The organism is Reyranella aquatilis, assembly GCF_020880995.1.
GTDB lineage: Bacteria > Pseudomonadota > Alphaproteobacteria > Reyranellales > Reyranellaceae > Reyranella > Reyranella aquatilis.
The window spans coordinates 185,720-205,968 of the sequence record NZ_JAJISD010000007.1 but is presented as its reverse complement, the minus strand read 5'-3'; the positions used below and the strand labels follow the sequence as shown (position 1 = coordinate 205,968).

At 67.6% G+C, this 20,249-nt stretch carries 19 protein-coding genes; 6 read left to right on the top strand and 13 right to left on the bottom strand.

From position 1 onward, the window contains the following. Positions 1 to 7 precede the first annotated feature (7 nt). The 5 genes from LJ725_RS17280 to LJ725_RS17260 form a co-directional block, all read right to left on the bottom strand. Positions 8 to 1,300 carry a TRAP transporter large permease gene (locus LJ725_RS17280; protein ID WP_230551883.1) on the bottom strand — a complete coding sequence of 431 codons (1,293 nt, stop codon included), beginning with the start codon at positions 1,298 to 1,300 and terminating at the stop codon, positions 8 to 10. Further along, on the bottom strand, positions 1,297 to 1,911 hold the full coding sequence (locus tag LJ725_RS17275; protein ID WP_230551882.1) for a TRAP transporter small permease subunit: 615 nt from the start codon (positions 1,909 to 1,911) through the stop codon (positions 1,297 to 1,299). The genes LJ725_RS17280 and LJ725_RS17275 overlap by 4 nt, the downstream gene beginning before the upstream one ends. 102 nt (positions 1,912 to 2,013) lie before the next feature. Further along, the gene (locus LJ725_RS17270) at positions 2,014 to 3,075 is read right to left on the bottom strand and encodes an SDR family oxidoreductase (protein WP_230551881.1); all 1,062 of its coding nucleotides are present in this window, start codon (positions 3,073 to 3,075) and stop codon (positions 2,014 to 2,016) included. A 3-nt stretch (positions 3,076 to 3,078) separates the two neighbouring features. Further along, positions 3,079 to 4,266, bottom strand: coding sequence for a CaiB/BaiF CoA transferase family protein (locus tag LJ725_RS17265; RefSeq protein ID WP_230551880.1), 1,188 nt, complete (start codon positions 4,264 to 4,266; stop codon positions 3,079 to 3,081). After that, entirely contained in the window at positions 4,263 to 5,276 is a 1,014-nt protein-coding gene (locus LJ725_RS17260; RefSeq protein ID WP_230551879.1) for an NADP-dependent oxidoreductase, read from the bottom strand. Before LJ725_RS17260 ends, LJ725_RS17265 begins: the two co-directional genes overlap by 4 nt. A 60-nt stretch (positions 5,277 to 5,336) precedes the next feature. Between LJ725_RS17260 and LJ725_RS17255 the strand changes: the two genes are divergently transcribed. Then, positions 5,337 to 6,473, top strand: coding sequence for a mandelate racemase/muconate lactonizing enzyme family protein (locus LJ725_RS17255; protein WP_230551878.1), 1,137 nt, complete (start codon positions 5,337 to 5,339; stop codon positions 6,471 to 6,473). Then, the gene (locus LJ725_RS17250) at positions 6,473 to 7,072 is read left to right on the top strand and encodes a YdeI/OmpD-associated family protein (RefSeq protein ID WP_230551877.1); all 600 of its coding nucleotides are present in this window, start codon (positions 6,473 to 6,475) and stop codon (positions 7,070 to 7,072) included. The genes LJ725_RS17255 and LJ725_RS17250 overlap by 1 nt, the downstream gene beginning before the upstream one ends. A gap of 6 nt (positions 7,073 to 7,078) precedes the next feature. Here the strand turns inward: LJ725_RS17250 and LJ725_RS17245 are convergent, their stop codons facing one another. Genes LJ725_RS17245 through LJ725_RS17225 form a run of 5 tightly spaced genes read right to left on the bottom strand, consistent with a single transcriptional unit; the run spans position 7,079 to position 12,534 of the window. Next, on the bottom strand, positions 7,079 to 7,948 hold the full coding sequence (locus tag LJ725_RS17245) for an ABC transporter permease (RefSeq protein WP_230551876.1): 870 nt from the start codon (positions 7,946 to 7,948) through the stop codon (positions 7,079 to 7,081). Positions 7,949 to 7,960: 12 nt separating this feature from the next. Next, positions 7,961 to 8,890, bottom strand: a complete 930-nt coding sequence (locus tag LJ725_RS17240; protein ID WP_230551875.1) for an ABC transporter permease — start codon at positions 8,888 to 8,890, stop codon at positions 7,961 to 7,963. Continuing rightward, entirely contained in the window at positions 8,890 to 9,888 is a 999-nt protein-coding gene (locus LJ725_RS17235) for an ABC transporter ATP-binding protein (RefSeq protein ID WP_230551874.1), read from the bottom strand. The genes LJ725_RS17240 and LJ725_RS17235 overlap by 1 nt, the downstream gene beginning before the upstream one ends. Beyond that, positions 9,885 to 10,889 (bottom strand): ABC transporter ATP-binding protein, encoded by a 1,005-nt coding sequence (locus LJ725_RS17230; protein WP_230551873.1) that lies wholly within the window; start codon positions 10,887 to 10,889, stop codon positions 9,885 to 9,887. The genes LJ725_RS17235 and LJ725_RS17230 overlap by 4 nt, the downstream gene beginning before the upstream one ends. Before the next feature lie 10 nt (positions 10,890 to 10,899). Further along, positions 10,900 to 12,534 (bottom strand): ABC transporter substrate-binding protein, encoded by a 1,635-nt coding sequence (locus tag LJ725_RS17225; RefSeq protein WP_230551872.1) that lies wholly within the window; start codon positions 12,532 to 12,534, stop codon positions 10,900 to 10,902. A gap of 197 nt (positions 12,535 to 12,731) precedes the next feature. On the opposite strand from LJ725_RS17225, the gene aqpZ reads away from it, so the two are divergent. Genes aqpZ through LJ725_RS17210 form a run of 3 tightly spaced genes read left to right on the top strand, consistent with a single transcriptional unit; the run spans position 12,732 to position 15,984 of the window. Then, the gene (gene aqpZ, locus LJ725_RS17220) at positions 12,732 to 13,424 is read left to right on the top strand and encodes an aquaporin Z (protein WP_268990718.1); all 693 of its coding nucleotides are present in this window, start codon (positions 12,732 to 12,734) and stop codon (positions 13,422 to 13,424) included. A 60-nt stretch (positions 13,425 to 13,484) separates the two neighbouring features. After that, complete coding sequence (locus LJ725_RS17215; protein ID WP_230551871.1) at positions 13,485 to 13,850, top strand: hypothetical protein; 366 nt, start codon at positions 13,485 to 13,487, stop codon at positions 13,848 to 13,850. Positions 13,851 to 13,884: 34 nt separating this feature from the next. Next, positions 13,885 to 15,984 (top strand): adenylate/guanylate cyclase domain-containing protein, encoded by a 2,100-nt coding sequence (locus tag LJ725_RS17210; RefSeq protein ID WP_230551870.1) that lies wholly within the window; start codon positions 13,885 to 13,887, stop codon positions 15,982 to 15,984. 95 nt (positions 15,985 to 16,079) lie between these two features. Here LJ725_RS17210 and LJ725_RS17205 read toward each other — a convergent pair whose 3' ends face one another. Genes LJ725_RS17205 through LJ725_RS17195 form a run of 3 tightly spaced genes read right to left on the bottom strand, consistent with a single transcriptional unit; the run spans position 16,080 to position 19,800 of the window. Beyond that, complete coding sequence (locus LJ725_RS17205) at positions 16,080 to 18,083, bottom strand: carbohydrate porin (RefSeq protein WP_289295132.1); 2,004 nt, start codon at positions 18,081 to 18,083, stop codon at positions 16,080 to 16,082. 45 nt (positions 18,084 to 18,128) lie between these two features. Beyond that, positions 18,129 to 18,827, bottom strand: coding sequence for a hypothetical protein (locus LJ725_RS17200; RefSeq protein WP_230551868.1), 699 nt, complete (start codon positions 18,825 to 18,827; stop codon positions 18,129 to 18,131). A gap of 43 nt (positions 18,828 to 18,870) precedes the next feature. Next, on the bottom strand, positions 18,871 to 19,800 hold the full coding sequence (locus tag LJ725_RS17195; RefSeq protein ID WP_230551867.1) for a histone deacetylase family protein: 930 nt from the start codon (positions 19,798 to 19,800) through the stop codon (positions 18,871 to 18,873). Positions 19,801 to 19,878: 78 nt separating this feature from the next. Here LJ725_RS17195 and LJ725_RS17190 point away from each other — a divergent pair, with 78 nt between their 5' ends. Next, complete coding sequence (locus LJ725_RS17190) at positions 19,879 to 20,235, top strand: hypothetical protein (RefSeq protein ID WP_230551866.1); 357 nt, start codon at positions 19,879 to 19,881, stop codon at positions 20,233 to 20,235. Positions 20,236 to 20,249: the final 14 nt, after the last annotated feature.

The window sequence follows — 20,249 nt, the reverse complement described above, 5'->3', positions numbered from 1 at the left end:
GGTCGAATCAGGCTTTGAGAAGAGCCGGCAGCCACAGGGCTAGCTGGGGAAACGCGATCAGGATGCCGATCATCACGATCATCATTGCCACGAAGGGCAGCGCGCCGATGCAGAGGTCGGAGAAGGCGCCGCCTCGCCTGACCGCCTGCACGACGTAGAGGTTCAGGCCGACCGGCGGGGTGATCAGCGCCGCCTCCATGAGGATGACGAAGACGATGCCCCACCAGACCGGGCTGTAGCCCAGCGCCACGATGACAGGCACCACCACCGGCGTCGTGGCGATCATCATGGAGAGCGTCTCCATGAAGCAGCCGAGGATGAGGTAGAAAACGACGATGGCGATCAGCATGCCGAGCGGTGACAGGCCGAGCGCCAGGACGGTGTCGGTGATGGCCTTCACCAGCCCGATCGACACCATCACGAAATTGAGGAAGAAGGCCGCGATCACGATCAGCATGACCATGCAGGTCGTGCGGACGGTACCCTCGAAGGCCCGCAGCAGCACGGGCACGGTGAGCTGACCGTTGGCCGCGACCAGGCCGAGCGTCGCCATCAGGCCTAGTGCGGCGGCCTCGGTCGGCGTGGCGATGCCGGCATAGATCGATCCGACCACGACGAGGAACAAGCCGAGCGGCGGCAGCAGGTTCTTCAGGCCCGACACGCGTTCGCGCCAGAGGGCAGACGTCTCGGACCGCGGGCCGGCCCATTGCGGCCGGAACAGGCAGAGCGCCAGCACCATCAGCGAGAATAGGCCCGCCAGCAGGAAGCCGGGAATGAAGCCTGCCGCATAGAGGTCGGCGACCGAGGTGTCGGTGAGCACCGCGTAGATGATCATGTTGATCGAGGGCGGGATCAGGATGCCGAGCGTGCCGCCGGCTGCGATCGAGCCCAGGAACAGCGGCCGGTTGTAGCCGCCCTTGTCCATGTTGGGGATCGCGACGGTCCCGATGGTCGCGGCCGTGGCGACCGACGAGCCGGAGGTTGCCGCGAAGATCGCGCTGGCGGCGATGTTGGTGTGGACGAGGCGGCCGGGGATGCGCGCGAACCACGGCGTCAGCGCCGAGAACAGGCGTTCGCTCATGCCCGAGCGGTGCATCAGCTCGCCCATCATGATGAACATGGGGGCGGCGATCAGGATGAAGTCGTTCGACGAATTCCAGGCAAGCTCGCCGATGGCACCGGTCATCGGGAAGAAGGCGTAGCGCTCGGACAGGACATAGGCCATCAGGCCCAGCGCGGCCGCGACCGGCAGGCTGATGCCCACCAGGACGACGAGCAGCGTGAAGGCTGTGCCGATCATCGCGGCGTTCCATCGGCGGAGGAGGCCTGCTCGACGCCGGCCTGGCTCATCTCCTCGGCGACTCGCAGGCTGCCGATCAGGGCGTCGAAGCCAGGTCCGTCACCCGACAGCAGGCGCAGCACCGCCTGGATGGGCAGAAGGACGGCGACGCAGGCGAACCAGAAGATGCCGACCCACCAGATCGACTGCGGCAGCACCATCGGGGTCTGCAATGTCGAGACGGACTTGGCATTCATCGCCATCGACTGGGCGAGCGTGCCCCAGCAGAACCAGGCGAGGGCCAGCGCGATCACCGCAAGCGACAGGGCGGCGAGAAGGTCGAACACGACCCGGACGGGCCGGGGAAAGGCATCCAGGAGGATATCGACGCGGATGTGGGTCTTGGACGTGGTTGCGAAGCCGAGGCCCAGGCCGATGCAGGCGGCCAGGGCATAGCCCGAGATCTCGAAGCTTTCGACCATGCCACGCTTGAACAGGAAGCGGGTGATGACGTCGATGGTGATGAGGCCGCTGCAGCCGAGGAGGATGATCGCACCGCCTATCCACGCGAGAATACGTGAAACGCGCTGGGGCCACGGCTCGGGCGGCAGCAGGCTTTCGGACTCACTCATATGACGGATCTGCTCCCTCAAGGATGACGGCGCCCCCGCACCGCCTCGACTCCAGCAAGTTCCGGGCCGTAGTCCCCTTGTAGTGTGCCGGTCTGCCGCCCGCTAGGGTACGATCCGCTCCTTGCGAAAGCGCGTCAGCAGGCGCTCGAACATGGCCTCGCTGTCGATCACCTCATGGAAGCCGTGCTGACGGCTCTTGGTGACGTCCGACATCACGTCCCAGTCGGATCCGAAGACATAGTCGGCGAAGGGCCAGGCGACGAGCTGGTCGAAGCCGAACTTCTTCAGCCGATATTTCTTCGTCATCGCCGCCCACAGCTCGGCCTTGTCGGCCATCTGCTGGGTGAGGCTGATGGTCTGCAACTCGCCCACCTTCATGTCGAAGACCTGCGCGATGCGCGGCCAGACGTTGCGCCAGCGGAAATAGTCGCCGTTGGTGATGTTGTAGGCCTGGTTGGCCGCACGCTTCTCGGTGGCGGCCCACAGGGCGGCGCTCGCGAAGTGCGAGGACTCCGTCACCTGGTAGATCGTGCCGTAGGCGCCGGGTTTGCCGGGGAAGCGCAGCGGCAGTCCGAGCTCCTTCGAGATGGCGGCATAGACGGCGATGGCGGGCATGATGCTCATCGCCGTGCCGGGCGCGAAGCCGCAGAGTGTCTGGGGCCGCAACTCGGTCCAGCTCCAGCCCTTGCCGCGCTGGAACGCCGTCAGCCAGTCGATCTGGTCGAAATAGAAGTCGGGCGGCATGTGGCGCGGATCGGTCTCGCGCATCGGCGTCTTCAGCGGACCGAGATGCGTACCGTAGTACTTCGTGCCGGTGACCAGCACGACTCGCTGCAGCTTTCGCGATGCCCGGGCGACGGCGGTCACCGAATTCACCAGCATGTCGCGGTTGGGTTCGATCACCGAGGCATAGCCCGCCGCGTTGCCGGTGCCGGCCTGGAAGGCGGCGTAGAACACATGCGTGACGTCGCGCAGGCCTTCGAGCTTTGCCGCGACGTCGTCGAGGTCGAGCAGGTCGACGGAGATGTGGTGATATCGCGGGCCGTTTTTCTCCGGCCGGCGCGACAGGCCGATTACCTGCCAGTCGCCCTCGGCCACCAGACGCTCGACGATGTAGCGGCCGATGACGCCGAGCGCACCGACCACGACGGCTTTCTTCAGCATGTCCTACCTCGCTGTCGCGATGATGCCGCCGGTGATCATCTTCTCGATCTCGCCCGCGGAATAGCCGTGCTCGCCCAGAATCGCTCGGCTGTGCTGGCCGGGTACCGGCGCTTCGGCGCGCGCCGTGCCCGGTTCTGGCGGCAGCATGCCGGGGAGCGCGGGAACCGGAACCTTCTGCGGCACGCCGGCCTGTTCGAGCCAATGGATCAGCCCGGTTTCCTTGACGTGCGGTTGTTGCAGGAAGTCGGCGTAGCTGTTGAGCCGCTCGTGCATCAGCTTTGCCTCGGTGAGCTTTTCGCCCCAGTAAGCGGAAGGCTTCGCCGCTATCATCGGCCGCACGATGGCATACAGCGCCGCCTCGTTGGCAAGGCGCGCCGCCGGCGTGGCGAAGCGCTCCTCGTGCGCCAGAGCGGGCACGCCCATCAACGCGCAGAGGCTCTGCCAGTCGCGATCCTTGAGGGCGAGGATCGACATCCAGCCATCCGCCGTCTTGAACACGCCCCCCGGAACGCCGCCCGGTTTCATGGTGCCGCCTTCGAGATGGCAGGCCATCAGCCGGATCGACTGCAATGCAGTCGCCGACTGCATCAGGCTCACGTCGATGTAGCGCCCCTTCGTCTCGTCGCGCCGCGCGTAGAGTGCCGCGCTCACCGCCTGGAAGGCATAGAGCGCGGTCGACATGTCGACCACGATCACCGGCACGCGATGGGGAATCCCGTCCTCGCCGCGATTCTCCGCCATCATGCCGGTATAGGCCTGCAGCACCGGATCCATGGCCGGCCGCTCGGCCAGCGGCCCGGTCTGGCCGAAGCCCGAAATCGAGACGTAGAGGATGCGCGGCTCGCGAGCCGACACCGACGCATAGTCGAAGCCCAGGCGCTTGATGGCGCCGGGCCGGAAGCCTTCAAGGAAGATGTCCGCGCCCTTCAGCAGGCGCCAGACCACCTCCTTGCCCGCTTCGCTCTTGAGATCGACCGACAGGCTGCGCTTGCCCATGTTGCCGATGATCGAGAAGGCGCTGTGGCTCTCATAGTGAACGCCGAGCGTGCGCGCCCAGTCGCCCTCGCCGATCCCCTCGACCTTGATCACCTCGGCGCCATGCTGGGCGAGCAGCATCGCGCAATAGGGGCCGGCGATGCCCTGGCTCAGGTCGACGACCTTGAGGCCGGCGAAGGGCGCGTCGTAGCTCATGCGAGCTTGACCAGCATCTTGCCGAAGTTCTCGCCGCGCAGCAGGCCGATGAAGGCGCGCGGCGCCTTGTCGATGCCCTCGACGATGTCCTCGCGGTACTTGAGCTTTCCGTCCCGTATCCATTCACCCATCTGGCGCATCGCAGGTCCGTAGTACTGCGCGAAGTCGGTGACGATGAAGCCGCGCGCCATCACGCGCTTGCCGACGAAGGTACCGAGCAGGCGCGGGCCCATCGAGGCGCCGGTCGCGTTGTACTGCGAGATCGAGCCGCACAGCGCCACGCGGCCGAAGAAGTTGATGTTGCGCAGCACCGCGTCGGTGATTTCGCCGCCGACATTGTCGAAATAGACGTCGGGTCCGTTGGGACAGGCGGCGCGCAGCGCGGCGTCGAGGTCCTTCTCGGCCTTGTAGTCGATGCAGGCATCGAAGCCGAGTTCGTCCTTCACGAAGGCGCATTTCTTCGCGCCGCCGGCGATGCCGACCGTGCGGCAGCCCATGATCCTGGCGATCTGCCCCACCACCTGGCCGACCGCACCGGAGGCCGCGGACACGACGACGGTCTCGCCGGGCTTGGGCTGGCCGACATGCAGCAGGCCGAAATAGGCGGTCATGCCCGGCATGCCCAGCACGCCGTTGGCGGTCGAGATCGGCGCCAGCGAGGGATCGACCTTGCGCAGGGCCGGCCCGCCGCCGATCGCATACTCCTGCCAGCCGAGCCGGTCCTCCACGATGTCGCCGACCTTGAAGTCGGGATGCTGCGAGGCCACGACCTCGCCCACCGTGCCGCCGGTCATCACTTCGCCCAGCCCGACGGGGGAGGCGTAGGAAGCGGCGTCGCGCATCCGGCCGCGCTGGTAGGGATCGAGCGAGAGGTAGTGGACCTTGACCAGCACCTCGCCGTGGCGCGGCTCGGGCACCGGCACTTCCTCGACCCGGAAGTCGGCCTCGACGGGCTCGCCGGGCGGGCGGCGGACCAGAACGACGCGGCGGTGCGTTTTGGGAATGGTCATGAGCGGTTGCCTCCGATTTGCTTTGGGCCCCACCATAGCGCGGGATTTGCAGGAGCTGCCATGCCGACGATCCGCCGTCTTTCGTTCATCGGACTTGAATATGCCTTCGCCCCGGAGAAGGCCTACGGCATGTCGCGCGGCGGCGGCTTCCGCCGCCAGGGCGGGCTGGTCGAGGTTGAGACCGATCAGGGCGTGAAGGGTATCGGCGAGGCTTTCGGCAATCCTCATGTGACGCGGGAGTATTTCCGCATGCTCGAGCCGATGTTCGTGGGCCGCAGCGTCTTCGACTTCGATCATGTCGAGGCGCGGGTCCGCAATGCGATCTATCACCTGGGCGTCGGCAACCAGCTCACGTCTTGTCTCGCCGCCATCAACGTGGCGCTGTGGGACGCCATCGCGCGCGGCTTCGGGGTGCGCGTCTGCGACCTGATCGGCGGCTGCGGCGCCACGCGCTTTCCTGCTTACGCCTCGACCGGCTTCTTTTCCGACGATCCCGACCGCCAGCTCGAGCACATGATGGCGGAGGCGGCGGCTCATCCCTATGCCGGCGCCAAGATCAAGATCGGGCGCGGCATCCGGAGCGACGTCGAAAGAGTGAAGCTGGCGCGCGAGGCGATCGGGCCGGACAAGCTGCTGCTGGTCGACATCAACGGCGCCTACACCGCCGACGTAGCGCTGGAGTGTGCCCGGGCGATCGAGCCGTTCGGCATCCACTGGATCGAGGAGCCGCTGCCGCCGGGCGATTTCCGCGGTTATGCCGAGTTGCGGGCGCGCTCGCCGATCGCGCTGGCGGCCGGCGAGGCGCATCACACGGTCCGCGACTTCCGCGCGCTGATCGACGGGCGCTGCATCGACATCGTGCAGCCTTCGATCCCGGGTGTCGGCGGCATCACCGAGGCCAAGCGTATCGTGGCGCTGGCGCACGCGCAGAACCTGCGGGTCGCGCCGCATGTCTGGGGCGGCGCGGTCGGGCTGGCGACGGCCTGCCATTTCCTCGCCGCGCTGCCGGCGACGCCGCATACCGAGCATCCGCCGCATCCCTCGATGCTCGAATACGACATGAGCGACAACGAGCTGCGGACCAAGCTGCTCAAGACGCCGCTCAGGCTCGAAGACGGTCACGTGCTGCTGCCGGACGGGCCCGGCCTCGGCATCGAGCTCGATTGGGATGCCGTCGAACGCTACCGGGTCTGCTGATGGCGCCGGTCAAGGTCGACCCGGACAAGGTCCGCGTCTTCGAGGACGCGGGGAGCTTCTACAAGTGGCTCGGCAGGCACCACGACAAGGAAGACGAACTCTGGATCAGGATCTTCAAGATCAAGTCGGGTGTGAAGTCGATCACGGCCAAGGAAGCCGTCGACGTCGTTCTCTGCTGGGGCTGGATCGACGGCATCTGCAAGGGGCTCGACGACAAGAGCTTCCTGCAGCGCTATACGCCGCGCCGCCCGCGGAGCATCTGGAGTCAGGTCAACGTCGAGAACGTCGCCCGGTTGATCGGGGAAGGGCGCATGACGCTGCATGGGCTGAAGCAGGTTGAGGCCGCGAAGAAGGATGGGCGCTGGGAGCGCGCCTATCGCACCAAGGGCTCGAGGATCCCCGAGGACCTGCAGGCGGCCATCGATGCCGAGCCCAAGGCGAAGGCAATGCTGGCCCGGCTCAACGCGCAGAACCGCTTCGCGCTCGCCTTCCAGCTCAACAACCTCAAGACCGAGGCGGGGCGAAAGCGGAAGATCGCGGCCTTCGTCGAGATGCTGAAGCGCAGCGAGACGCTCTATCCGCAGGGTAAGAAGGTCTAGGTGCAGTCAGCGCAGGGTCGGATCGAGCCGATCGCGCAGCCAGTCGCCCAAAAGGCTGATCGACAGCGTCGTGAGCACGATGGCGGCGGCGGGCGCCAGCATGATCCACGGCGCGTGGGTGATGTATTCGCGGCCATAGCCCACCATGTTGCCGAGCGAGGCGAGCGGTGGCTGCACGCCGAGGCCGAGGAACGACAGGCCGCTTTCCAGCAGGATGATCTCGGGGAAGGTGAGCGTCATCGACACGATCAGGGTCGAGGCGATGTTGGGCAGGATGTGAAGGCCGTAGATGCGCGCCGGGCTGGCGCCGAGCTGGCGGATCGCGGCGGCGTAGCCCTGTTCGTTGGCGGCGAGCGTGAGGCCGCGCGAGATGCGGGCATAGCGCTCCCAGGAATGGAAGCCCATCAGCGCGATGAACAGCGGCAGGCTGTTGCCGAGGAAGGCCAGCACCGCCAGCGCGATGATCATGAACGGCATGCTGGCCTGGAAATCGATGGCCATCAGCACGACCTGCTCGACGGCTTTGCGGAAATGCGCGGCCAGGAAGCCCAGCCCCGTGCCGAGCGTCGCGGCGATCAGGGTGCCGAACAGCGCGATCAGCAGGCTCATGCGGATCGACATGATGAGGCGCGAGAGCACGTCGCGACCGAGCTCGTCGGTGCCCAGTGGATGGGCCCAGGTGCCACCCATCAGCGCGGGCGGCGCGAGGCGTGCCTTAAGGTCGAGGGCGGTGATGGAATAGGGCGTCAGGACATCCGCCCCCAGCGCCGTCACGACCATCAGCGCGAGCCACGCCGAGGCGAGGACGACGCCGAGCGGCAGGGCGGGACCGCGGCGGCGTACGGTGAGGGCGGGCGCGCGTTCGACAAGGGCCATGGTGCGCTCTCCCTAGTGTGCCGCCGCCGTGCCACGCACGCGCGGATCAAGCCAGCCATAGGCGAGGTCGACGGCGAGGTTGGCCATCACCATCCAGGCAGCGATCACCATCAGGATGCACTGCACGACGGCGAGGTCACGATTGGCGACCGCCGACACCAGCAGCCGTCCGATGCCCGGCCAGCTGAAGACGCTTTCGACGACCACGGCGCCGGCCACCAGGCTGCCGACCATGAAGCCCACGATGGTGACAGTGGGGATCGCGGCATTGGGCAGGGCATGGTGCGTCACGACGGTGCGCCACGTCACGCCCTTGGCCGAGGCGGCACGGATATAGGGCTGGCCCAGCACCTCGAGCATCGCCGAGCGCGTGAAGCGCGCCATGATCGCGGCGCCGCCGGTGCCGAGGGTCAGGACGGGCAGGATGGCCGAGGACAGGCCGTTGCTGCCGCTGGCCGGCAGCCAGCCGAGCTGGACCGCGAAGACCAGCACCAGCAGGAGCGCCAGCACGAAGCTCGGCATGGTGAAGCCCGCGACCGAGGCCGCCATGGTCAGCCTGTCGGCCATCGAATTGCGGTGGAGGGCGGCATAGATGCCGGCGGGAATGCCCAGTCCGATCTTGAGCGCCAGGGCGGGCAGCGTGATCGCGAGCGTGGCCGGCACGCGTTCCATGACGAGCGCGATGGCGGGCCGGCCGTCGCGCATCGACTTGCCGAAGTCGCCGGTCAGCGCATGGCCGATATAGGCGAGATACTGGTCCCAGATCGGCTGGTTGAGGCCCCAGGATTCGCGGAAGGCCGCGATCGCCTCGGGTGGCGCGTCGACCGACATGATCAGCAGCGCCGGGTCGCCTGAGAGGCGCAGCACCACGAAGGCGAAGGTCATCACGAACAGGATGGTGAGGCCCGCGCGCAGCAGGCGCGAGATGGCGAAGCTCAGCATCAGGCGGCGACCCCGAGGGCAGGTTCGTGGACGCGGTGGCAGGCGACCATCCGGCCGCCCGGCAGGGGCTGCAGCGTCGGCGTCTCGGCGCGGCACTGCGCCGTGGCGAAGGGGCAGCGCGTATGAAAGGCGCAGCCCGACGGCACGTTCACGGGGTTGGGCGGATCGCCCTGCAGCAGGAAACGCTCGCGCTGCCGGCCGCCGCCGAAATTCACCGTCGGGATCGCGGCCACCAGCGCGCGCGTATAGGGATGCGCCGGCGTGGCGAACAGGCTCTCGGCCTCGCCCTGCTCGACGATGCGGCCGAGATACATGACGGCGACGTCGTGGCTCACCTGGCGAACGACCTTGAGATCGTGGCTGATGAAGAGATAGGCGATGCCCAGCCGCTCCTGCAGGTCGAGCAGCAGGTTCACCACCTGCGCCTGGATCGAAACGTCGAGGGCGGAGATCGGCTCGTCGCAGACCAGCAGGCCCGGGCTCGTCATCAGCGCGCGCGCCAGCACAACGCGCTGGCGCTGGCCGCCCGACAGTTCGTGCGGGTAGCGCTCGTACTGGTGCGGCTGCAGGCCGACCGATTCCATCGCCGCCCGGGCGCGGTCGCGGCGTTCGACGGGCGAGACCTGCTCGTGGATGGAGAGCGGCTCCTCGATCTGCGTGCCGATCGGCAGCCGCCGGTCGAGCGCGCCCAGCGGATCCTGGTAGACCATCTGGATGTGCCGCCGCAGGCCGCGCCAGGCCGACGTGCCGACGGGAGGCAACGGCTGCCCGCGATAGCGCACCGTGCCGCTCGTGGGTGGCACCAGCCCCAGCACCAGCTTGCCGGTCGTCGACTTGCCGCAACCCGACTCGCCCACGAGGCCGAGCGTGCGTCCCCGTTCGAGCCTGAGCGATACGCCGTCGACCGCGCGCAACACGGACTTCGGAGCGAAGAAGCCTTCGCCCGAGCGGACCCTGTAGTGGCGCCGAAGGTCGTTGGCCTGCAGCAGGGCGCTCATTCCGCAGCCCGCGGCAGCGACCAGACCGACAGACCTGCCTCGACCTGGCGATGACAGGCCGCGACATGGAGGAAGCCGACGGTGCGCGAGGGCGGTGGCACGGTCGCGCACCGCGTCTCGGCGACGGGGCAGCGCGGCGCGAAGCGGCAACCCGCCGGCATGGTGCCGGGCTCCGGCACGGTGCCGGGAATGGCGGTGAGCCGCCGCCGCGGTCCGGTGAGGGCAGGCAGGGCGGCCAGCAATCCTTGCGTATAGGGATGGCGCGCCGAACCGAACAGGTCCGCGCCGGGCGCTTCCTCCACCAGGCGGCCGGCATACATCACCGCCACGCGATCGACGTTCTCGGCCACGACGCCGAGATCGTGGCTGATCAGCACCAGCGCCATGCCGGTGTCGCGGCGGATGGCGGCCAGCAGCGCCAGGATCTGCGCCTGGATCGTGGCATCGAGCGCCGTGGTGGGTTCGTCGGCGACCAGCAGGTCGGGCTGGCCCGCGAGCGCCATGGCGATCATCACGCGCTGGTTCAGCCCGCCGGACAGAAGGTGCGGAAAGTCGGAGAGGCGTCGGCGGGCGTCGGCGATGCCGACCTGGTCGAGCAGCCGCAGCGCCTCAGCCTCGGCGGCGCGTCCGCCGAGGCCGCGATGCAGGGCGAGTGCCTCGACGAGCTGGCGGCCGATGCGATGGACGGGATTGAGGCAGCTCGACGGGTCCTGGAAGATCATGGCGATGCGCTTGCCGCGCACCCGTTCGAGATCGCCGCGCGGGGCGCCGACCAGTTCCTGGCCTTCGAGGCGGACCGAGCCGGTCACGCGCGCTTTGGCCGGCAGGAGACCGAGCGCGGCCAGCCAGGTCACGCTCTTGCCCGAGCCCGATTCGCCCACGATGCCCAACGCTTCGCCCGGCGCGACCTCGAGGGACACAGCGTCGACGGCGCGCGAGTCCTGCGTGCCGCCGCCGAAATCGACCGTGAGGCCGCGCACCGCGACGAGGGGAGCGGTCATCGTGCGGTCCTCAGACCGAGAAGTTGTTGGCGCGGAACTCCATGGCGAAGGACGGCGAGGCCTTCCACCTGATGTCCCGGCGCTTGGCGGTGAAGGTCGCGTTCTGGTGCAGCACCGTGTAGGCCGGATCTTCGCGCTCGCAGATTTCGAGCATGCGCCGGAACATCGCCTTGCGCTTGCCCATGTCGGTCTCGACTTCCATCGCGACGGAGAGCTTGTTCATCTCCTCGTTGGTCCATTCGCCGACCTGCTGCTGCTGGCCCTGCGGCCCGTGCTGGGCGACGAGCGAGGAGATCGGGTCGTTGAAGCCGGCACTGTTGGACCAGTCGCGCACCGCGCGCGGGCTGTTGGCATCGAAGATCTGCTGCCAGTTCTCCTTCATCTCGATCTGCACGTTGAGACCGGCGGCGCGCCACATCTCGACCAGCACCTGCGCCGTCGACACCTGGTTGGTGTAGTAGTTGTTGAGCAGGCGGTAGGGGATCGGATCTCCCTTGTAGTTGGCCGCCTTCAGTAACGCCTTCGCCTTCGCGGGATCGTAGGCCGGTACTGTCCAGTTCTCGACGAACATCGGGCCGTAGAATTCCCATTGCAGTCCCGCAGGCACGCGTGTGCGGCCCGACCACAGCGCGTCGACGATCGCCTGCCGGTCGATGGCATGCGTGAAGGCCTGGCGGATGCGCGGATCGGCGAGGCGGGGATGGTTCTTGTCGAACACCGTGATGCGGTGGTTGACGATGGTGCTGCCCAGCACCTCGAACTTCGGGTTCTTCTCGATGCCGGGGATCTGGTCGGGCGGCACGTCGCAGATGAAGTCGAACTGGCCGGCCAGCAGGCCGTTGATGCGGGTCGCGACTTCCGGCACCACGACGATGGTGACGCTCTTCAGCGGCGGCCGGCCGCCCCAGTATTCGTCATGCGCATCGAGCGTCAGCGACTGGTCGGGGACGAACGCACGCACCTTGTAGGGACCGGTCGAGACGGGCGCGCGCGCCCAGTCGAGCCAGTTCTTCGCCTCGTCGTAGGCGCGGCGCGAGACGATGTCGCTGCCGAGGCGGCCGATGCGGCCTTCCATGGTCACGTCGGGCGTGCGGTTGGTGAAGCGCACCGTGTACTTGTCGATAGCCTCGACCTTTTCCAGCGCCGGGAACAGGCGCTTGGCGACCGCGGGCACCTCGGGCGGCAGGTTCTTGCCCTGCACCGAATCGCGGATCAGCACCGAGGTGAACAGCGTCTTGGTCGAGGCGATGTCGTAGTCCGGGCCGAACATGCGGTCGCGGCTGAAGGTGAAGACCACGTCGTCGGCGGTCATCTCGTCGCCGTTGTGGAACTTCACGCCCTTGCGCAGGGTGAACTCGACGGTGCGCTCGTCGAGGCGCTTCCAGCTCTCGGCGAGGCCCGGCACTTCCTCAAGCTTCGCGAGCAGGTCCTGCATGATCAGGCGCTCGAACACGAAGGAGAAGACGCGCTGGCCGACGTTGGACTGCTCGCGCAGCGGCTCGAGGGCCGCGCTATTGGCGATCTGCTGCACCGCGATGGTGATGGAGGGGCGGCGGTCGGCCTGCGCAAGGGAGACGCACGGCAGGGCAAGGCTGGTGGCGGCAAGGCCCGATGCGGCGATCAGGCTTCGGCGGCGCAGGAACATGGCGGTAACTCCCTCTAACGCAAGGGCGGCACGCTAGGACGCATCGATGACCGTGAGGTTTCCGTTCGGTGACGGTTGGGGTGCGTTGCGGGAGAACATCCAACGCTGTGCAAAGAAGCGCGCGGCGTGCGCGAATGTGCGGGCGGCCCGGTTCGTGAGGGCGTAGACTCCGCCTCGGCAACTCGGGGAGAGAAACAATGCCGATCAGCAACCGTCTCTATGCAGAATTCTTGGGAACCGCCTGGCTCGTGCTGGGCGGGTGCGGCAGCGCCGTGCTGGCCGCGGGATTCCCGCAACTCGGGATCGGCTTCCTGGGCGTGGCGCTGGCCTTCGGCCTCACCGTTCTCACAATGGTCTATGCCGTGGGCGGCGTGTCGGGCGGACACTTCAATCCCGCGGTGACGGTGGGCCTCGCCATCGCCGGCCGCCATCCCAGGGGCGAGGTCGTGCAGTACGTGGTCGCTCAGGTGCTGGGCGGGATAGCAGGCGCCGCCATTCTCTATGTCATCGCCACCGGGAAGGCCGGCGCCGAGATCGGCGGCTTCGCGACCAATGGCTATGGCGACCGGTCGCCCGGCAAATACGGTCTGGTTTCCGCGCTGGTGATCGAGGTGGTGATGACCTTCGGCTTCGTGACCGTCATCCTCGGCGCCACCGACAAGCGTGTCACACCGGGCGCGGCGGGTCTCGCGATCGGGCTGGCGCTGACCCTCATCCACCTGGTGACCATTCCCGTGACCAACACCTCGGTGAACCCGGCCCGCAGCACGGCGCCGGCCCTGTTCGTGGGCGGGGCCGCCCTGTCGCAGCTCTGGCTGTTCTGGGTGGCGCCGCTGCTGGGCGGGGCGCTCGCCGGCGGGGCCTACGGGCTGCTGCGCAGCAAAGACTGACGAGCCGGCCCGCCCGCTGTAGAGTGGCCGGCAGCCCCGGCCCTTGAAGGAAGAACAGCCATGCTCGTGAAAAGAACCGCCATCCTCGCCCTCGTGGGGCTGATGCCGTTCGCCGCTGCGGCCCAGCAGGACGCCGAGGTGAAATTCTGGTTCAAGGAGAACCCCAACAGCATTTCCGGCTGCATCCAGGCCGATTCAGCGTTCACGCGGGAGCACACGTTCAGGATGGTGAACGGCCAGGCCGAGATCAAGTCGGCGGGCGGGATCGACGTCAAGCTGAAGCCGATCCGCCCCAATGTGTACCAGGGGACCTTCAATCTCGGCCGCATGAACCTCATCTACACCGCCGATCTGGGGGCGACGCCGCCGACGCTGGTGGCGCAAAGCCAGGACGGCGGCTGCAAGTGGAATGCGGTGAAGGCCTAGTCCCGCCCGCTGTCGTTCCGGTTCGAAGGGTGTGATGACGCCGGCGCGTCGGTCGATTCCGTTCAGCATCACGATGCTGACGCTCATCGCTCTGATCGTCGTGCCGCTGGCTTCCGTGCTGCTCTGGCTGGGCTGGCGCTCCGTCACCTTCCTCGAGCAGCGCAGCGCGGACCAGCGTGTTGCGAACCTGGAGACCGCGGTCGAGGATTTCCTCACCGACGGCCTGCACGTCGTGATCTCGGTCGGCCAGGCGCTCGCCTTCGGCCCGAGTTTCAACGTCACCGAAAATCCCCTGACCGATGAGGAGCGACGCCACCAGCTCATCGCCATGCTGCGGCGTCATCCCGCCGTTCAGGCCGCGTTCGTCGGCTATGCCGACGGCAGCTTCATCTACGCCGGCCAGCTGGAAACTTTGAGCATCGCCAAGCGCCTCGAGCTCGACGCACCGGATGGCGAATCGACGATCGTGCGCGTGATCGAGGCGGGGACGCCGCCCCGCCTCGAAACCTGGTGGTTCTACGCGCCCGACGGCACGCACGGCCGGTCGCAGAGTCTGACGACCAACTACGATCCGCGCACGCGCCCCTGGTACGTCGAGGCGACGAAGGCAGGCGCGGCCATCCTCACCGAGCCCTACCGCTTCGCGCAGACGCCCGATGCCGGCATTTCTGCGGGCATCCCGCTGCGGGACGGCCAAGGCGTCATCGGTTTCGATTTCACGCTGCGCACGCTGTCCCAGCTGCTCACCGCCTACAAGATCACGGCCAATTCGGTGATCGTGGTCGGACACGCGGCCGGCGCCGTCGAAATCGAATCAGAACCCTGCGCGCCCACGCTGCCGGGCTGCCTGCCGGGAGACGAAGTCGTGCGAAAGATACTGCATGACGCCGTTCGCGAGGCCGTTGCCACCGACATCAAGATCGATCGTGAAGTGACGGCCGGCGACCACGACTATCGCGTGATCGTGCATCGCATGGCGCCGCTTCTGGGGCAGCGTTTCATCGTTGCGGCGGCGGTCCCCGTGCGTGAACTCACGGCGCAGTCGCGCGAGTTGTTGCAGCGGGCGGCCATCGCCGCCGCGGTCGCGGTGTTGCTCGCCATCCTCGGCGCGCTGGCGGCGTCGCTGATCGTCTCGCGGTCGATCGCCCGCATCGCCCTCAAGACCGAGAGGATCCGCCAGCTCGACTTTTCCGACCGGCAGCCGGTGCGCAGCCGCATCCGCGAAATCGTTAGACTTTCGGATGCGGTCGAGAACATGCGCGAGGGGCTCGAGATCTTCGGCCGGTACGTCTCCAAGGACCTCGTGCAGCAGATCATGCGATCGCCCGAGAGCAGCGGCGTCGGCGGCACGCGGCGCGAGATCACGGTGATGTTCACGGACATCGAGGGTTTCTCGCTGCTCAGCGAGACGATGGAGCCCGAACTGCTGACCAGCCGGCTGTCGCGGTATTTCGAGGCGCTGGGATCGGCGATCTCGGCCAATCGCGGCATGATCGACAAGTATATCGGTGACAGCATCATGGCGTTCTGGAACGCGCCGGCGACCGATCCCGAGCATATCGCCAACGCCTGCCGCGGCGCCCTGCAGGCCGCCGCCGCCGGCCGCGCCCTGTCGGAGAAGTGGCGCGACCGCGGCCGGCCGGGCTTCCGCACGCGCTTCGGGCTGCATACCGGCCCGGCGGTCGTGGGCAATGTCGGCGCACGCGAGCGCATCAACTACACGCTGGTCGGCCAGGTCGCGAACCAGGCGTCGCGCCTCGAAGGCATGAACAAGGTCTACGGCACGGAGATCCTCGCGAGCGGCGAGATCGCCCGCCCGACCTCCGAACTCTTCGTGTGGCGCCACATCGACCGCGTGGTCGCGGTGGGCACGACCGAAGCGCACGACGTGTACGAACCGCTGGGGGAGATCGCGACCGAGGCCGAACACGCGCCGTTCCTCGCCGCCTGGGAGGCCGCGCGCGCGGCCTATGTCGACGGACGCTTCGACGCGGCGCTGGGCGGTTTCCGGGCCGCGGCGGCGATGCGCGAGGAGGATGCGGCCTGCCGCGTCTTCATCGCGCGCTGCGAGAAGTTCCTGAAGGACGGCGCGCCGGCTGGCTGGGACGGCACCTGGTACATGGATCAGAAGTAGGCACGCCACGCAAAGCCGCGAGAGTCTCGAGCGCCCGACAAAGCTCCGTCGTCCGGACTTCCTCCAGCCGCTTCGAACTCGTTTTCCGCTGCGGACTAGAAGCGTGCCGAGAGGCGGCCGCTGAACACGTTCACCGGGCCGCGCACCGCGTTGTAGGCGGGATTGACCAGGAGCTGGTAGTCGGCGGTAGCGACGACGCCCTGCGCGATCTGGAAGGCATAGTAGGTCTCGACGACGGCTTCCGACGCGTAGGTGAGCGCACCGTCGCCGACGAGGACGCCCAGTCCTCCGGCCGCGAGATAGTTGCTGTGATCGGCGGACAGATTGTTGAGTGCCCCCGCGATGCCGATGCGATCATCGGGTCGGCCCCAGCGCGTGCCCTTGATCGACGCGCCGAGCGACAGGCTGGTGTCGATGTCGGTGAAGGCCATGATCTCCGACACGCCGTTGTTCCAGCTGAAGCGGCCGAACAGGCCGATATCGTCGGTGATCTCCTGCTCGAGATTGAGATAGAGCCCGTACTTGGTGCGTCCGCGCCGCGTCTGGGCAATCGTGTCGTTGGCGTTCAGGCCGGGTGTGAGCGCCGCCAGCGCCACCGCCTCGTTGTAGGACCCCGAGAAGGCGCTGTTCATCCAGGTACCGAGCTTCACCGCGCCCGGCCGGTCGAAAGGCCGGTAGCGCAGCTCCAGCTCGCCGACATAGCCGCCGCGCGTGAACAGGGCGGTGTCGAAGGTGTTGGCGTTGGGCTCGTTGCCGACCAGGAAATAGCCGGCGCGCACCGCCCAGTTCGGCCGGTTCAGTTCGGCGGCGAAGCCCCAGGTGAGGCCGAGCCGGTCGGCCGGATAGTCGAACGCGCCGGCCGCCCAGATCGACCAGTTGAGGAAGTCGACCCTCGGATCCTCGGCGTAGGTATTGCCGTCGAAGAGATCCTTCACCGAATACTTGCCCGCCTGGAGCGTGACGCGCGAGACGTCGCGTTCGCCGGAGAGCTGTCCATACTCGCTCTCGACCTTCTCGCGCTCGCCGCCGAGGCCGATCTCCTGGCGCAGGAACAGGCGCGAGGTGTTGTAGCGCGGATAGGGGAAGTTGGACTTCTGCGCCTCGCCGTTGGGATAGCCGCCGGCGCCGGTCGTGTTGGCGACGCCGAAACCCTGCAGCAGCTCGGGATTGTAGTAGAGCGCCGCGCCTTCCCAGAGCCGCACGCCGAGGAAGGCCGAAACCGTCCAGGTCTCCCGGCTCTGGCCCTGCGGCGGCAGGCTGTTGTCGCCGGAGTAGGCTGCGGCGATCGGCGGATAGCCTTGGAAGATAAAGGTCGTCTGGCCGTGGATTTCCCACGAGCCCGGCCCGCGATCCGGCTTCTCGTCCGACTCTTTCTCCCTTGCGCCGAACTTGTAGTTCAGTCCGAGCCTGACCCTGTGAAGGTCGTAGAGCGAATCGTAGAGGGCCGGTGCGGCAAAGGTGAAACCGCTGAGAGGCAGGCTTGTAAACAGATACTCCGCGCGCGCCGACCATCTCGAATCGAATCGGTAGTCGACGCCGGCGCCCAGCACGTAGCCGGTCCGGATGTTGCTCGGCGTTGCGGCATCGTTGCCAGTGGTGAGGTCGATCCGTTCGGAGCGCGTGCTGGCCCAGGCGATGCCGCCGCTGACGAAAGGCGTCCACCGGTCGAGCGCGTAGCCCAGCCGGCCGCGCAGGCTGGCGAGATATTCGAGCTGCTGGTTGGCGGTCGCCGTGGCCGTCGCCCGGTAGGACAGGACCTGCGACAGGTCCTGTGCACTGGGGAACGACATGTCGAGCTCGATGCCCAGCATCAGGCGGGAGGGCAGGTAGTGTTCGTAGCCGGCCTGCACGCCGCCGAAGAAGGCGCCGTAGGGCGTCGTGCCGCCGGCCGTCGCGCCCGGGATCGGGTCGGCGAAGGTCGCCGTGGCTGTGCCGAACAGATAGCCGACATGGCCGCCCGCATAGAAGCCGGAGGCGGGAGCGGCGAGGTCGTCGGCGCGTGCGGGCGCGCCTGCCAGCAGGACGGCCGCGATCACGGCGACACCCGTCCATGCCGGACCGCCCTTCCGCTTCTCACGAAGGAATCGCAACGCCACCATCGCCGCTCGATATCACGCGAGCGGCGTTACTGCCCTGCGACGATTTCAGAACCGGATTGTGACACCCAGCGTGAAGAACTTGGTATTCGGCGCGTCGTAGACGGTGCCTGCGAGCAGGTCGAAATCGAACCGGGGATGTGCGGAGGGCGTGAAGCGGAGGCCGATCTGGTTGCCGACGACACCGGGTTGGCGCCCGAACGCTTCCATCATCAGTGACAGGTCCCAGCCGACATCGAGTTCGACCTGGGCGCCCCAGAACAGGGCGTTCGGCTGATTGCTCTGCAGGTAGCTCCAGCCGGCGTTGACGTTGATCCTGAACTTCTCCGTCACCGGCACGGTCACCAGTGCCGTCAGTCCCGCGAGACCGAGATAGCCCGTGCGCGCATTGACGCCCGCATTGAGGCCCAGTCCGATGCCGACGCCCGTGGAAGCCGGCTGGAAGTTGATCTTCATCTGCGGGCCGATCAGCGGCCCGCCGATGACCTGATCCCAATAGTGGGCATAGGCGGCGCCGATCTCGAGCCAGGGGATCGCCAGCGCCGTGCAAGCGGGTGCGAAGTTGCCGTAGCCGTCGCCCGGCACGAATTCCGCAACCCAGAGCTCGACATGGCAGGTACCGGGCGTTTCGACTTCCGAATCGTCGACGACGTGGGCACCGCCGGCGGCCAGGGTCGGGCCTGCGAGCACGGCGGCGGCGACCCACAGGAGAAGGCCGAGGAGAATGCAGTAGCTGTAATTTCTCACGCGGCGAGAAAGTCGCCCGGGACTGTTACGCGCGCAAGTCGTTTCAGGCCCGCATCAGGGCACGTACGTGGGCCGAGACCGATTCGGCGAGGGCGGCCAGATCGTACCCGCCCTCCAGCACCGAGACGAGCCGGCCGCGCGCATGTCGGTCGGCGATCGCCAGCAATTCCTCGGTCAGCCAGACGAAGTCCTCGGTCTCGACGTCGAGCTGCGCCAGCGGATCGCGGCGATGGGCATCGAACCCCGCTGACACCATGACCAGTTCGGGGGTGAAGTCGTCGAGCGCCGGCAGCAGCCGGTCGCCCCAGGCCGCCCGGAACGCCGCGCTGCCGCTGCCGGCCGCCAGGGGGACGTTGACCACGTTGCCGGCGACGCCGCGCTCGCGGGCCGAACCGGTGCCGGGATAGAGCGGATACTGGTGCGTCGAGGCGTAGAACAGGTCGGGATCGGGCTCGACCACGGCCTGTGTGCCCTGGCCGTGATGCACGTCGAAGTCGATCAAGGCCACGCGCCGCAGGCCGTAGGCGGCGCGGGCATGCATCGCGCCGATCGCGACGTTGTTGAACAGGCAGAAACCGCCGGGAACGTCGGGTGTCGCGTGATGTCCGGGCGGGCGCACCGCGGCAAAGGCGGTGCGGGTAGACCCACTCAGCACCCCGTCCACTGCCGCAATTACGGCGCCGGCGGCATGACGCGCCGCGTTGGCGCTGCCGGCGCTCATGACCGTGTCGCCGTCGACGTGCACCAGCTCGCCCTCGGGCGGCCGGATTCCCAGGATGGCATCGACATAGTTCCGTGGGTGGACGCGCGTCAGCTGCTCGATCGTGGCTGCGGGCGCCACGAGACGGGTCAGGCCCGCGAATTCCTCGTCGGCCAGCGCCGCCGTCACGGCGCGCAGCCGGTCGGCGCGTTCGGGATGGAAGTCGCCCGTATCGTGTTCGAGGAACGACGGGTGGCCGATCAACAGCGTCATGCTCTCCCTCTAGCGCGCTTCGGCGATCTGCGACAGACTCGTGCGCAACCCGTCGTTCGCTGTGAGGTTGTTTTGTCCATGATGCGCTCTCTGGCTGCCGCCGCCCTCGTTCTTTTCGCCGGGCAGGCCGTCGCCCAGGAAACCGCCTTCCGGCTGAAGAATTCGACGCAAATTCCAATCACCCAGCTGTCCGTGTCGCCGACACAGCTCAACATGTGGGGGCCGAATTTCCTGCGGTCGGCCATCAGGCCCGGCGAGGCCCGCGAAGTGTCCTACCGGGCCTCGCCCGACTGGTGCATGGGCGATCTCAGGGTCACCTTCGCCGATGGCGGGCCACCGGTCGTGTGGGGGTACCTCAATCTCTGCACTCTGAAGAACATCTCGCTTCACTACGACCGCATGAGCGGCGTCCCCACGGCGCGCTACGACGAGTAGGGAGGAATCAGAGC

Excerpts from the sequence above, each read along its gene's own strand:
- LJ725_RS17210 (WP_230551870.1), top strand. The coding sequence starts at position 13,885 with ATGACGCCGGCGCGTCGGTCGATTCCGTTCAGCATCACGATGCTGACG.
- LJ725_RS17270 (WP_230551881.1), bottom strand. The coding sequence starts at position 3,075 with ATGCTGAAGAAAGCCGTCGTGGTCGGTGCGCTCGGCGTCATCGGCCGC.
- LJ725_RS17245 (WP_230551876.1), bottom strand. The coding sequence starts at position 7,948 with ATGGCCCTTGTCGAACGCGCGCCCGCCCTCACCGTACGCCGCCGCGGT.
- LJ725_RS17265 (WP_230551880.1), bottom strand. The coding sequence starts at position 4,266 with ATGAGCTACGACGCGCCCTTCGCCGGCCTCAAGGTCGTCGACCTGAGC.
- LJ725_RS17255 (WP_230551878.1), top strand. The coding sequence starts at position 5,337 with ATGCCGACGATCCGCCGTCTTTCGTTCATCGGACTTGAATATGCCTTC.
- LJ725_RS17275 (WP_230551882.1), bottom strand. The coding sequence starts at position 1,911 with ATGAGTGAGTCCGAAAGCCTGCTGCCGCCCGAGCCGTGGCCCCAGCGC.
- LJ725_RS17190 (WP_230551866.1), top strand. The coding sequence starts at position 19,879 with ATGATGCGCTCTCTGGCTGCCGCCGCCCTCGTTCTTTTCGCCGGGCAG.
- LJ725_RS17215 (WP_230551871.1), top strand. The coding sequence starts at position 13,485 with ATGCTCGTGAAAAGAACCGCCATCCTCGCCCTCGTGGGGCTGATGCCG.
- LJ725_RS17250 (WP_230551877.1), top strand. The coding sequence starts at position 6,473 with ATGGCGCCGGTCAAGGTCGACCCGGACAAGGTCCGCGTCTTCGAGGAC.
- LJ725_RS17235 (WP_230551874.1), bottom strand. The coding sequence starts at position 9,888 with ATGAGCGCCCTGCTGCAGGCCAACGACCTTCGGCGCCACTACAGGGTC.
- LJ725_RS17230 (WP_230551873.1), bottom strand. The coding sequence starts at position 10,889 with ATGACCGCTCCCCTCGTCGCGGTGCGCGGCCTCACGGTCGATTTCGGC.
- LJ725_RS17225 (WP_230551872.1), bottom strand. The coding sequence starts at position 12,534 with ATGTTCCTGCGCCGCCGAAGCCTGATCGCCGCATCGGGCCTTGCCGCC.
- LJ725_RS17240 (WP_230551875.1), bottom strand. The coding sequence starts at position 8,890 with ATGCTGAGCTTCGCCATCTCGCGCCTGCTGCGCGCGGGCCTCACCATC.
- LJ725_RS17260 (WP_230551879.1), bottom strand. The coding sequence starts at position 5,276 with ATGACCATTCCCAAAACGCACCGCCGCGTCGTTCTGGTCCGCCGCCCG.
- aqpZ (WP_268990718.1), top strand. The coding sequence starts at position 12,732 with ATGCCGATCAGCAACCGTCTCTATGCAGAATTCTTGGGAACCGCCTGG.
- LJ725_RS17280 (WP_230551883.1), bottom strand. The coding sequence starts at position 1,300 with ATGATCGGCACAGCCTTCACGCTGCTCGTCGTCCTGGTGGGCATCAGC.
- LJ725_RS17205 (WP_289295132.1), bottom strand. The coding sequence starts at position 18,083 with ATGGTGGCGTTGCGATTCCTTCGTGAGAAGCGGAAGGGCGGTCCGGCA.
- LJ725_RS17195 (WP_230551867.1), bottom strand. The coding sequence starts at position 19,800 with ATGACGCTGTTGATCGGCCACCCGTCGTTCCTCGAACACGATACGGGC.